At 54.7% G+C, this 12,295-nt stretch carries 10 protein-coding genes and 1 riboswitch; of the genes, 8 read left to right on the plus strand and 2 right to left on the minus strand.

Translation table 11 applies throughout. From position 1 onward, the window contains the following. Positions 1–275: 275 nt before the first annotated feature. The 4 genes from DBR37_RS05935 to DBR37_RS05950 all read left to right on the plus strand — a co-directional run bounded on the left by DBR37_RS05935 (position 276) and on the right by DBR37_RS05950 (position 6,610). Positions 276–1,055 carry a ferredoxin--NADP reductase gene (locus DBR37_RS05935; protein WP_124573555.1) on the plus strand — a complete coding sequence of 260 codons (780 nt, stop codon included), beginning with the start codon at positions 276–278 and terminating at the stop codon, positions 1,053–1,055. Positions 1,056–1,489: 434 nt separating this feature from the next. Next, complete coding sequence (locus DBR37_RS05940) at positions 1,490–3,190, plus strand: efflux RND transporter periplasmic adaptor subunit (RefSeq protein WP_124573556.1); 1,701 nt, start codon at positions 1,490–1,492, stop codon at positions 3,188–3,190. A 26-nt stretch (positions 3,191–3,216) separates the two neighbouring features. After that, positions 3,217–5,190 carry a MacB family efflux pump subunit gene (locus tag DBR37_RS05945; RefSeq protein WP_124574170.1) on the plus strand — a complete coding sequence of 658 codons (1,974 nt, stop codon included), beginning with the start codon at positions 3,217–3,219 and terminating at the stop codon, positions 5,188–5,190. A gap of 10 nt (positions 5,191–5,200) precedes the next feature. Further along, positions 5,201–6,610 carry an efflux transporter outer membrane subunit gene (locus DBR37_RS05950; protein WP_124573557.1) on the plus strand — a complete coding sequence of 470 codons (1,410 nt, stop codon included), beginning with the start codon at positions 5,201–5,203 and terminating at the stop codon, positions 6,608–6,610. A 64-nt stretch (positions 6,611–6,674) separates the two neighbouring features. Here the strand turns inward: DBR37_RS05950 and DBR37_RS05955 are convergent, their stop codons facing one another. After that, the gene (locus tag DBR37_RS05955; protein ID WP_124574171.1) at positions 6,675–7,964 is read right to left on the minus strand and encodes a cytosine permease; all 1,290 of its coding nucleotides are present in this window, start codon (positions 7,962–7,964) and stop codon (positions 6,675–6,677) included. A gap of 55 nt (positions 7,965–8,019) precedes the next feature. Then, positions 8,020–8,116, minus strand: a riboswitch (TPP riboswitch). A gap of 312 nt (positions 8,117–8,428) precedes the next feature. On the opposite strand from DBR37_RS05955, the gene DBR37_RS05960 reads away from it, so the two are divergent. After that, positions 8,429–8,857: a nuclear transport factor 2 family protein gene (locus DBR37_RS05960; protein WP_233588293.1), complete on the plus strand. Its 429-nt coding sequence runs from the start codon at positions 8,429–8,431 to the stop codon at positions 8,855–8,857. A 308-nt stretch (positions 8,858–9,165) separates the two neighbouring features. Further along, positions 9,166–10,074, plus strand: a complete 909-nt coding sequence (locus tag DBR37_RS05965; RefSeq protein WP_124573559.1) for a methylglyoxal synthase — start codon at positions 9,166–9,168, stop codon at positions 10,072–10,074. Positions 10,075–10,126: 52 nt separating this feature from the next. Here DBR37_RS05965 and DBR37_RS05970 read toward each other — a convergent pair whose 3' ends face one another. After that, positions 10,127–10,939, minus strand: coding sequence for a phosphate/phosphite/phosphonate ABC transporter substrate-binding protein (locus DBR37_RS05970; protein WP_124573560.1), 813 nt, complete (start codon positions 10,937–10,939; stop codon positions 10,127–10,129). Between the two features lie 281 nt (positions 10,940–11,220). Here DBR37_RS05970 and DBR37_RS05975 point away from each other — a divergent pair, with 281 nt between their 5' ends. Beyond that, positions 11,221–11,709, plus strand: a complete 489-nt coding sequence (locus DBR37_RS05975) for a LapA family protein (protein ID WP_124573561.1) — start codon at positions 11,221–11,223, stop codon at positions 11,707–11,709. Between the two features lie 127 nt (positions 11,710–11,836). Next, complete coding sequence (gene fliL / locus DBR37_RS05980; RefSeq protein WP_124573562.1) at positions 11,837–12,262, plus strand: flagellar basal body-associated protein FliL; 426 nt, start codon at positions 11,837–11,839, stop codon at positions 12,260–12,262. Positions 12,263–12,295: the final 33 nt, after the last annotated feature.

Consider the following 12,295-nt stretch of genomic DNA (forward strand, 5'->3'; position numbering starts at 1 on the left):
ATGTTGCCGAGTTTTAAGGCATTCGTTATAATGAGAACCATTCTCAAGTAGTTTGTTCTGACCAATCTCCATCATGCGGCGCAGCTGGCAATACTTACAGGCTGGCCTGCTGATGTCTGCGGTAGTTCAGTCCCGACTGGTAACCGACTGGTAAAATACGCGCTCCTTTTTCCGGGAAGCCCGGGAGCATCTGTCGGCACGCGTCGCAAACTGTTTGCCCGTATGCCTCGCTTGTTTGTACAAAGACAATTTGATATTTAGGATGTATTGATTTTATGGCTGCTTTTGACACTGTTCGTGTTCTCTCTGTACACCACTGGAACGACACGCTGTTTTCCTTCACCACCACTCGCGAACCAAGCTTCCGTTTTGAAAGCGGCCATTTCGTCATGATCGGTTTGCCGATCGACGGCAAGAATGTGTTGCGTGCTTATAGTATTGCCAGCCCTGCGTGGGAAGAGCATCTGGAATTCCTGTCGATCAAGGTCCAGGACGGCGCGCTGACCAAACACCTGCAAAACCTGAAAGTCGGCGATGAAATGCTGGTCGGCCGCAAGCCTACCGGTACGCTGGTTATTTCCGATCTGTTGCCAGCCAAACGTTTGTTCCTGTTCGGCAGTGGCACTGGTCTGGCTCCGTTCATGAGCATCATTCGTGATCCGGATACATACGAGCGCTTCGACCAGGTGGTTTTGGTACACGGTGTGCGTCTGGTGAGCGAACTGGCTTATCGTGATTACGTCGCCAATGAATTGCTGCAAATCGAAGGTCTGGGTGAAGAAATCGCGGCCAAGCTGCTGTACTACCCAACCGTGACACGTGAGCCTTTCGTCAATGAAGGTCGTATCACGACTGCTATTTCGACCGGCAAAATGTGCGAAGACCTGGGCATCGATCCTATGAGCCCGTTGACTGACCGCGCGATGATTTGCGGTAGCCCGGATATGTTGAAAGACACGGCCGGTGAACTCGACAAGCTCGGTTTTGAAGTTTCGCCGGGTATCGGCCAGCCGGGTGATTATGTGATCGAACGCGCTTTCGTCGATCGCGGCTAAGTCTTTCGGGATGCGGTGGCAGCGCTAGTTGTCAGCCGTGAACCTCAAAATGGCGCTGAATGTTGATGCAACATTCAGCGCCATTTTTATTGGTTGTAACGCTTCACAATTCTTTACCTTATGGAAACCGGGATTATCTTGATAATACCCGGCAGACTCGCTATCTTTAGCTACCGTTAATCCGATGCGTTTATCGCCGGATGCGCGACATTGCCAGCCACGCCATCACGTTTTGGAATAGCCAGCCAGTCCGGGCAGGAATTGTTCACTATCCGTAATTCTGTTGTCATGCCCATGTTCTAAGGTGGCGCATGTATTGAGTGCCCGTCCCTGAACGCGCAGTTCGCGCCAGATTTATTCCCGCGTTATAGCAATAGTTATTGACGCTTGTGTATCAACCAATTTAATCGTTCACTTTTCGTATGCCTTTGCCCATGAAGTCCACTTCCTTTTTCGTCGGCCTGCGCCAACGCCTCTTCAGTCGTCGTGCACTGATCGTTCTGTTGATAGTGCTGGTGGGCGCCGCCAGCTACTGGGGCTGGAAGAAGTTCTATGGCAAAAAAGATCCGCGCGAAATGTACCAGGTCGCCGAAGTACAGCGCGGCGATATCCAGGATCTGGTGACGGCAACCGGTACCGTGCAGCCGCTGGAGTATGTAGACGTCGGTGCACAGGTGTCGGGGCAATTGAAGAAGCTGTATATCGAAGTCGGCTCGATAGTGAAAGCGGGCGACTTGCTGGCCGAGATCGATCCGACCGTTTTCCTGGCACAAGTGGATGCGCGCCGTGCGGGTTTGCGCAATCAATTGGCGACGATGAAAGATCGTGAGTCGCAACTGGCACTGGCTACGCTGCAATACAACCGGCAGAAAAACCTGATGGCGGCAGATGCCACCACGGCTGATTCCATGCAGACGGCAGAAGCGGCATTGCGTTCAGCCAGGGCGCAAATCGATGCCTTGCAGGCGCAGATCGAACAGACACAATCAACCTTGCGTGCCGACGAAGCCAATCTTAATTACGCCAAAATTTACGCGCCTATGGATGGCACTGTGGTGTCATTGACTGCACGCCAGGGCCAGACCTTGAATGCAAACCAGACGGCACCGACTATCTTGCGTATCGCTGATCTGTCGACGATGACGGTACAGACCCAGGTATCGGAAGCCGAAGTCGGCAAACTGCGCAAGGGTATGGAAGTCTACTTCACCACGCTGGGTAGTCAGGGTCGGCGCTGGTATGGCGCTTTACGCAAGGTGGAACCGACGCCTACCGTGACCAACAATGTGGTCTTGTATAACGCCTTGTTTGACGTACCGAATAAGAATCAGGCTTTGTTGCCTAGCATGACGACGCAAGTCTTCTTCATCGCGGCGACTGCGAAGGATGCCTTGCTGGTGCCGACTGCGGCAGTGACGACCAGCCGCGGTAGCAGTGGCCGTCGTGATCGTAGCGATGGTAATGACCGCAATGCAATTGAGCGCAAAGGAACTGAGCAAAAGGATAGCGCCGCCAGCGACAAGAAAGTCGCAGACAAGAAAGCAGATGCTCCGGCTCCGCTTAAACCAGCAGTACCTGCAGCTGCAAATGCCGACAAAGCAAAACCCGCTGCAAATCCGTTTGCAAACATGACGCCGGAAGAACGCCGCGCCGCATTGGAAAAAATGACACCTGAAGAGCGTGAAGCCATGCGTGAGCGTCGCCGTGCCTTGCGTGAAGCAGAGAAGCTGGCAGAGACGCCAGCGACAGATACCGCAGTCGCTGCGGTTGCTGCTAAAAAAGATGAGGCGAAGTCTGCGAAGGCTGAGAAATCTGAGGCCGGCAATGCCAAAGGGAACCCGCCAGCTGACGCAGCGGCGGCATCCAGCAGTGGTTTTGCCGAGCAAAGCTCGACCCGCGCAATCCGCACCGGCACCGTCAAGGTAATCGGCAAGGATGGCAATATCGAACAACGCAAGGTTGAGCTGGGTGTGACTAATCGTGTGCAGATGCAAGTCCTGAGCGGACTGGAAGAAGGTGACACCATCATCCTCGGCATTAAATTGCCGCCGTCTGCCAAGCGTCCGGTTTCACCTGCTAACCAGCAAGGCGGTATGCCGCCAGGCATGGGCGGGCCATCCGGCCGGAGCCGGTAATGGACGAGCAGAAGTTGGACGAGCAGATGGATATGGACGTCGTGAGCAACATCACGCGTTCACATGATGAAACGCCGCTGATAGAGTTGCGTGGCGTCACCAAGACCTACCGCAATGGCGGGCTCGAAGTCGAGGTATTGCACGGCATCGACCTGAAGATTTATGAAGGCGAATTTGTCGCCATCATGGGCGCATCCGGCTCCGGCAAATCGACGCTGATGAATATCCTTGGTTGTCTGGATCGACCGACGAGCGGTAGTTATCACTTCATGGGGCGTGATGTTTCCGGCTTTGAGCGTGATGAGCTGGCAATGTTGCGGCGTGATGATTTCGGCTTTGTGTTCCAGAGCTATAACCTGATCGCTTCAGCCAGTGCGGCAGAGAACGTCGAAGTGCCGGCCATGTATTCCGGTTTGCCGCCAGCTGAGCGGCATGCACGGGCACTCGCCTTGCTGACGGAATTGGGGCTGGAAGAACGTTCGCATCACAGACCGAATCAATTGTCTGGCGGTCAGCAGCAACGGGTGTCTATCTCGCGTGCCCTGATGAATGGCGGACGCATCATCCTGGCCGATGAACCTACCGGTGCGCTGGATAGTAAAAGCGGACAGGATGTGATGAAGCTGCTGGCTGATTTGTCGGCACGTGGCCATACCGTTTTGCTGATTACGCATGCGAAGGAAGTGGCCGACCACGCACAGCGCCTGATCGAGATCAAGGATGGGCACATCCTGTCCGATCCCGGCCCAGCACAAAAAATGCCGACACAGGCAGAGTTCGTACGGCCCCTGGTAACAGGTGTCGGCTCACGTCTGGGCGATATGCTGGAAGCGGCCAAGATGGCTTTGCGTTCCTTGCGTGCAAATTTTTTTCGCTCTGTATTGACGCTGCTCGGTATCGTAATTGGTGTGGCTTCGGTGATTGCCATGCTGGCGATCGGTGACGGTGCCAAGGCAGAAGTGGTTGAGCGCATCAGTGCGATGGGCTCCAATTTGCTGCTGGTACGACCTGGGGTACCTAATCAGCGCGGCTTCAATAGTACGGCGACGCTGGTGGTCGAAGATGTACGCGCAATCGATGAGTTGCCGAATGTGCTGGCCGCAGTGCCGGAGCAGAGCAGCAGTGTGACCTTGCGTTTTGGTACGTCGGATACCTCGACCAGTGTGACAGGTACTTCTGCCAAGTTCCCACTGGCACGGCAATGGCCGGTGGAGAAGGGCACATTCTTCAGTGAGGAAGATGAATCGAATTACGCCGCCGTTGCAGTGCTTGGCAAGACAGTGGCAACCGCCTTGTTTGCGGATGAAAATCCGATCGGTGAGTTTGTTTTGGTCAACAACCTGCTATTCCAGGTGGTAGGTGTGATGTCGGAACGCGGTGCATCACCTATGGGTTCGGATCAGGATGATGTGGTGTTCGTGCCTTACTCCACCAGCAGCTTGCGTTTGTCGGGCCAGCGTTATCTGCGCAACGTGACGGTGGCGGTCGAAAACGTCGATCACATAGACGACACGCAGGAAGAAGTTGACAAGCTGCTGCTGGAACGTCACGGCACCGTCGATTACCAGATCCGCAATATGGCCTCCATCATGGAGGCGATGGAGCAGACGCAGAATACGCTGACCATCCTGCTTGGTTCGATAGCGGCGATCTCGTTACTGGTCGGCGGCATAGGTGTGATGAACATCATGCTGGTATCCGTCACTGAGCGTACCCGCGAAATCGGGATCCGCATGGCGACCGGTGCGCGTGAGGCCAACATCATGCAGCAGTTCCTGATCGAAGCGGTGGTGGTATCGGCGATAGGTGGTGCGATAGGTGTCATCGGCGGGCTGGCGACAGCAGCTGTGATAGACGCCTTCGGCACGCCTATCAAATATTCGCTGACTCCGGTGGTGCTGGCCTTTGGCTGTGCATTCATGACGGGTTTGGTGTTTGGTTACCTGCCTGCGAAGAAAGCAGCGCAACTCGACCCTGTGGTCGCCTTGTCGGCAGAATGAAATGAAATCCATGAAGACACGTTTTACTTTCCATCGTACCCGCCTGGCACTGGCCGTCGCTGCCGTGCTGGCCCTGAGCGCCTGCGCCGGGCGCATAGATGCAACCAGACCGAATCTCGACATGCCGGCCAGCTGGGCGGTATCCTCGTCTGCCACCGCCGAGTTGCAGCGTGACTGGTGGCGTGGCTTTGGTTCAGATGAATTGTCGGGCCTGATCGATCAGGCACTGGCCAACAATCCTGATTTGAACATTGCCGCGGAGCGCGTGACGCAGGCCGAGATTACGGCGCGTCTGGCAGGTGCCTCTTTATTTCCGTTGCTGACCGTCAGCGCGAATACCGGTGTCGGTTCCAACAAGCCGGGTGTAACGCCTACCGGCTGGACCAGGACAGAAAACACCGGTGTCGCGCTCAGCGTCGCCTATGAAGTCGATGTGTGGGGTCGTGTCGCCGCAGTGGCCAGCGGTGCCAATGCGACGCTGAATGCCAGCCGTTACGACATGGAAACCGTGCGCCTGACGCTGACGACAGGGGTGGCGAATGCCTACTTTCAGACCCTGGCTTTGCGCGTGCGTCTGAAAGTGGCGCAAGAGAACCTGGCGATCGCCGAAAAAGTCTATTCGATCGTGGAGGCACGTTATCGTTATGGTTCAGCCTCGGCTCTCGATATGAGCCGTCAGCGCGGCACAGTGCTGGCACAACGCAACATCTTGCTGCCGTTGCAGGTACAGGAGCGGCAGACGGTCAGTGCTTTGGCGATTTTGCTCGGACGCCAGCCGCAGGCTTTGCAGGTCGTGGCGCAGGATCTGAATGCATTGACGGTGCCGGAGGTCAGTCCGGGCCTGCCTTCCACGCTGATTACGCGCAGGCCGGATCTGGCTAGTGTGGAAGCACAGCTGTATGCAGCTGATGCCAATGTGACAGCTGCGCGTGCGGCTTTGCTGCCGACGATTTCATTGACCGGCAGTGCAGGTAATTCCAGTGCCGCGTTGCTGGCGCTCGGTAATCCTGCATACAGCGTCGGATTGACTGCCAGCTTCGTGCAGACGCTGTTCGACGGCAATCGTTTGCGCCTGCAAGTGCAAACCAGCGAATCAGTGCGTCGTCAGCTGGTCGAGAGTTATCGTCGTACCGTCTATGCATCGCTGAAAGAAGTGGATGATGCACTCAGCAATGCCAGCCGCAATCTGGCGCAGGAGCAGGCGCAAATCGAAATCAGAAAAGAAGCGCGACGTGCATTGCAGTTGTCTGAGTTGCGTTATCGCGAAGGTGCGGATGATTTGAACACACTGCTGGATGCACAGCGTACCTTGTTCACGGCTGATGACCAGTTGGCGCAACTGAGGTTGTTGCGCCTGACCGGGACGACCGATGTTTTCAAATCACTGGGTGGCGGCTGGAGCAGGACGCCGGCGCAGTAAGCGAGCAGGTGAAAAAAACGGCTGCCAGGGAAACCGGGCAGCCGTTTTTTTATTGCTTTTTATTTTATGCCGACTGCAATGCTGGGCGGCGTGCGATGCGATAGATGCTACCGAGCAGCAGTGTGATGGCGAGGGCAGGCAAGGCCGAGCCGACTACCGGCCACATCAGCGGGCATAGATGGAATGCCGCGATACCGATTAACCAGATCGCCACCGGTACTACATTCACACCTTTTTCGGTGGCCTCTCCTTTTAATACCAATTGCGAAATCACCACGCCGAACAAAGGTACAAACACCGAGCTCAAGGTCAGCAGGAACGGTTCCAGGCCATGCATGGGCAGGAACAAGGCACAGGCCGTTGCGACCAGAGCCAGCGTGATGCCCCAGAAACGTATGGTGAATTTGCCGTGCAGAAAATTCAGCGAGACCGAACCGGAATACACATCGCCATAAGCGTTATCCATTTCATCGATCAGGATCAGGCCGAGTGCGATCAGGCCGCCTTGTGCCAGCAGCAGGGTGGTCATCAGGTCGGTGCCGGGATTGGACGTGCTGACGATCAATACACCCAGAGCGTGACACCAGATATTCGCCACTGCAAAGCCGAGCCAGGTGCCACGGAAAGTCGTGGTGCCAGCCTTGCCGTAGCGTGCGAAGTCAGCCACCAGCGGCAACCAGGATACCGGCATTGCCATCACCAGATCTATGCCTGCCAGTGTGCTCATCGAGCCGTCGCCCGCGCGATGCCAGATCGCATCCAGTCCTTGCGCCTGCGCTTTCAGGACGAATTGATAGGTAAGCCAGATCAGCGACAGGATCACCAGCGGCAGGCCGAAGCGACCAACGAACCAGCGTACCAGTCCTATCATCGAACCGGTCGCCAGGCCGACCAGCAGCAAGCCCCAGAACAGCGCAGTGACATACGGCAGCCAGATGGTGTCGAGGCCGGTGATGTCTTTGATCAAAGCGGTCGTGCCGTCGCGCATGACGACCAGCTCAAAGGCACTCCATCCGATTAGTTGCACCACGTTCAATACGACCGGTAATTTCGCGAACGAGCTACCCAGGGTCTGACACATCAGCACCGGGCTCGACAGGCCGCGTTCAAAACCGATATAGGCGACCAGTGCCAGCAAGGCAGCGCCGAGCACAGAGCCGACGATGATCGCGAACAGCGCAGTTTGTGTCCCCAGCGCGGTGCCGAGGAAGGCGCCGATTTGCATGACCAGCAGGCCGACGCCGAGGCTGAACCAGAGCGCGGCATGATCGCGGAAGGAAAACACGCGTTCGCTGGCAGGGATGGGAGTGAAAGCGGCGTTGCTGCTGGCCGCAGGAGCATTTGGTAAAGCCATCATGGTCTTTCAAAAAATAGATGGCAGGTCAGCGGATTCGATGCCGCGGGGAGCGGCGATGGATTATGTGCTTTCCTGCGCGAGGATTACCTCAATCAGGTTCAACGGGTATCTCTCACCCACGCATATGCGCAGGACCCCGAGCCAAGTTTTCAGACAGGTCGTTACTTTGAGCCAAAAAACGTTTATAGGCAAGCCTCTGCGGGCAGTTGGCCGGATTTGTGGCGACAGAACAAATCCGATTTGTGAAACTTGTGGGCGCATATGGTGACCAAGCAGGCTAAAAGCGGAAAAGACTCCTATAACACGCTCGCTCACATCCCTAGAATATTTGTTTCATCTATGGGTAGGTGAGCGGGGCGCTTGAGCTTATTCCGCGAGGTGAAGATTTCGTTTGAGCATGCAGTGTTTTTTTCTTTTTAATGAGAGGTCTTATGTATTTTCCACGTACTGTTGTTGTGTCTATGCTTGCTTTCGCTTTTGCCGGTCATGCTTATGCCAAGTCTGAAGTGTGTCACCCGACCACCGAGAAACAGGTCGCTTCATTATTCGATCGCTGGAACGCTACGCTGCAAACCGGTGATCCGCAAAAAGTGGTCGCCAACTACGCCAGCAAATCCATACTGCTGCCGACCTTATCGAATAAGCCGCGCCTGACGAGCGAAGAGAAAGTCGATTATTTCAAGCACTTCATGGAACACAAGCCGGTCGGGACTATCAACAGCCGTGCGATAGAAATCAACTGCAATAGTGCAAGCGACTCCGGCCTGTACACATTCAAGTTTGATGATGGTTCGGAAGTGCAGGCGCGTTATACCTACACGTACAAATGGAATGGCAAGCAATGGCTGATCTCCAGCCATCACTCATCTGCGATGCCGGAGAAAAACTAAACGCTGTTGGAAAATGCCTGTGCTGGAAGTGCGGTATTTGTGTACCTGGCTGCGCTTGATGCACAGGTGTAAACCACAGGCTTAAAAAAGAAATGTCGGGTCGCACAATAAAACCTGGAGGGGGAGCGACCCGACGAAAATGGTGAATACTGTATAAAAACACAGTATAACATCGGACTCGGCAAAAATCAAAAGCGCACATCAAGTCTGTTAAATATTTTCTGTCTTGTTGTACGAAAGATGAATAAAACTTGTCGCCATGATAAAGTTTGTGCAGTGCAATATTGCCTGTCTTCATTTTTACCCCTATGTCTGCCACCCCGCACCAATTCCGCATCGGCCTGGCTACCAGCCGCACGCATCAGGACGCCCCGAATTCCGTACTGGCCCGTTTGCTCAATGGCAGTCGCGTCGCAATCGAACAACATTTGCAACCGCAACTGATCGTGGTCGGACGTACGCTGGATGCAATGGATCATCTCGGCCTGCTGAGGAATTACCCGTATATCGAACGCTTTCCGTATGGCCGTCACGGCGGCCTGATGAAGCTGGTGTCACGCGTGGTCGATACCGATCCGACGCGTCGGCTGGATGCCGTGATGTACCTGATGGATCCGGTTGATCCTTCGTCGATTTTTCCGGAAGCGGTGGCGCTGAAACGCCAATGCGTGATCCATGGCAAACCGTTTCTATCGACGCTGGCCGGCGCGCAGGAATGGCTGGAGCTTGAATCCATCGCAACAGGTGCGGCGCCGAATCCCGAGCTGGACGCCACTTTCGACCTGAAGAATGAAGGCATTGCGATGATTGCGCATGATGCGATGAAAGGCCGCATGCTCGAAATCGCCGAGCGTCATTTTGATTTGCTGGATCAGTTTGGTTTTCGCTGTGCGACCGGTACTACCGGCAGCCTGCTCAACAAGCTGGCGCAAAAAATCAAAGGAGAAGAAGCTGGGCGCAACTGGGTCAAGCCGTACCTGAGCGGGCCGATGGGCGGTGATGCTCAGATAGCCGAACTTATCCTCGATAGAGCGCAATGCCGTCGCGTGCTGTTCCTGGAAGATCCGCATGTGGCGCGCCAGCATGAAGCCGATATTCAATTGCTGGAACGTGCAGCGCGCACGGTCACCGATTACGCACTGTGCATCAGTAACGAAAATTGTGGTGAGCGCTGGCTGGATTTATTGCAGAAGCGTGTCGCTTTACGCGCGATTTGAAAAGGCTGGCGGGCTGCATGAGCATGCAGCCCGGTTTGTATCTGGATGAAAGTTACAGGCCGAGGCGGGCGGTTGCTTCGTCCATGACGGCAGTATTCCACGGCACAAAGCCGGTCATGCCGATGCGGGACAATGCGGTGCGACCTGCTTCGCTGTCCGGCAAGGTCAGCAACAGGGTTTTGACTTTTTCACGGTCAGATTCGCTCAGTTTCTTCGATGCCAGGAATTGCTTTATAGCGATGGGTTTAGTCTCCGCCAGAATACGACCGCCTTTGGCGGTCCAGGCTTTGGCTACACCTGCCGAACCAGTGACGCCGGCATCGACAAAACCGTTATCGATCATGAATGGCACGGCGTCCTGATAGCGGGTCGGGGTGTAGGTTTTTTCCGGATTGGTGAAGCGCAATTCGTTCAGGTTGGCGGTGAACATCACGGTGGTGATCGACTCTACCGACGGTACGCCTATCTTTTTACCGCGCAGGTCTTGCAGCGTTTTCAAAGGAGAAGCCTGTGGCACCAGTACGCGTGCGCGGTAGTCGGTATAACCTTTGGCAGTTACCAGGCCTTCGTAGCCGTTCTTTTTGACAGCCAGCAAGCCGATGTGGGCAGGATGGATGAAGGCGAGGTCGTATTTTCCTTCAGCCAGGCCTTTTTCAAATACCGCGTATTTGTCAACGGTTTGCAACTTTATGTTCTGTTTCAGTTCTTTGGAGAGTAGCTGCAAAAGAGGTTTGTAACGTTCGCTGGCTGGCCCGCCGTCCTGATATGTCACACCTTCATTGATCGCCAGGACCAGATCTTGCGCCGCTGCAGAGTTGATTCCGGCCGCCAGTAATGTTATGGCCAAAAAAGATGCGAGTTTCATATACGGCGCTCCGTAAAAATTGTTTTTATTAAGTAACTAATTCCTGTGTGAATGTTACATTAACAATGCGCGGCGAAAGAGTTTTTCTTGCAATTGCGCATCAACGCGCAACAGTTTATTTAATTTAAATCAATACCGAGTGAGTGGCTGGGTGTCGCAGGATATGAGGCAATAAAAAGGGTTGGTTGTAAATCGTATGCAGTATGTGTGTTAGCCCATAGTTATAGCCCGGTTGTTTGCTTATTAATTTAGCGATGTGCCAACAAAGGAGCGTGCCCACTATGCAGATTCGTACTCTGTTTTTCGTTATCATCCTCGGAGCTATTGGTGCACTGGCGGCCTTGAATTGGGAAGCTTTTAATACTCCGGCCGCGTTGTGGCTGGGTGTCGCAACCATACAAGCACCTTTGGGCGTGGTCATGCTGGGCCTGACCGGGGCGCTGACGTTTTACTTCCTGGTTTGCATACTCTACTTACAGTCTTCGGTCATGCTGGAAGCGCGTCGTCATGCCAAGGAATTGCAAAACAGCCGTGAACTCGAGGCTTCGCGTTTCAGCGAGTTGCATCGTTTCATCGAAGAGGAAATCCAGTCCGTTGCAAAACAGGATGCAGAGGCTCAGTCCGCCTTGTTGCAGCGCCTGGATAAACTCGATACCGGTGTCGTTTCTGCAGTGGAGCAAAGCGGCAATACACTGGCGGCGTATATCGGTGAGCTGGAGGACCGGCTGGAACGCGGCGGCACCACGATTGCACCGAATCGCCCTGTGTAATCAGCCGTATACACGCTGCGGCAGGCAAGCAGGGAAGTTGTAAAACTTGTAAATAAGCAACAAAATTCTGCGGCACAGGGTACATCAGTTAAACTAGTACCCCTTCTCCCCTTATACGAGTACCAACATGTTACGAGCCAGGCAATCCGGCAATTCCTTACTTGCGATACTTGTCGGTATGCTGGCTATCATGATGGCGATTGCGGCCGGTATTGCCTTTGCCTGGTATTACCTCGAGTCGGACAAGAAACATGTGCCGCCGATTGCTTACGCCAGCTTTGATCCTATTGTTGTGCGTTCGTCGGACTTCGCCATCAAGACCACCATCGTGCTGCAAACCGCGCCTGAGGAAGCTGCCTGGGTGCACGGTAATAAAGCCGCGCTGACAGTGGCTTTGCAGACTGCGTTGGCGAGTGCCGATATTGAGCGTGTGAAAACGCCTGAAGGCGTTGCCTACGTGCAGGGTTTGCTGCGCGATGCCGCCAACAAAGCCTTGCAGACGCGCAGTGTGCAAGAGGTCTTGCTGACCGATTATGTGTTGCAATTGAACTGAGCCTTATCCGCCCCAGCCAGCCCAGACAGCCAG

Source organism: Herminiimonas sp. KBW02, from assembly GCF_003852535.1.
GTDB lineage: Bacteria > Pseudomonadota > Gammaproteobacteria > Burkholderiales > Burkholderiaceae_D > Oxalicibacterium.

Coding starts and splice junctions, on each gene's coding strand:
- DBR37_RS05935 (WP_124573555.1), top strand. CDS start 276: ATGGCTGCTTTTGACACTGTTCGTGTTCTCTCTGTACACCACTGGAAC.
- DBR37_RS05955 (WP_124574171.1), bottom strand. CDS start 7,964: ATGGCTTTACCAAATGCTCCTGCGGCCAGCAGCAACGCCGCTTTCACT.
- DBR37_RS05965 (WP_124573559.1), top strand. CDS start 9,166: ATGTCTGCCACCCCGCACCAATTCCGCATCGGCCTGGCTACCAGCCGC.
- DBR37_RS05940 (WP_124573556.1), top strand. CDS start 1,490: ATGAAGTCCACTTCCTTTTTCGTCGGCCTGCGCCAACGCCTCTTCAGT.
- DBR37_RS05960 (WP_233588293.1), top strand. CDS start 8,429: ATGCTTGCTTTCGCTTTTGCCGGTCATGCTTATGCCAAGTCTGAAGTG.
- fliL (WP_124573562.1), top strand. CDS start 11,837: ATGTTACGAGCCAGGCAATCCGGCAATTCCTTACTTGCGATACTTGTC.
- DBR37_RS05975 (WP_124573561.1), top strand. CDS start 11,221: ATGCAGATTCGTACTCTGTTTTTCGTTATCATCCTCGGAGCTATTGGT.
- DBR37_RS05945 (WP_124574170.1), top strand. CDS start 3,217: ATGGATATGGACGTCGTGAGCAACATCACGCGTTCACATGATGAAACG.
- DBR37_RS05970 (WP_124573560.1), bottom strand. CDS start 10,939: ATGAAACTCGCATCTTTTTTGGCCATAACATTACTGGCGGCCGGAATC.
- DBR37_RS05950 (WP_124573557.1), top strand. CDS start 5,201: ATGAAGACACGTTTTACTTTCCATCGTACCCGCCTGGCACTGGCCGTC.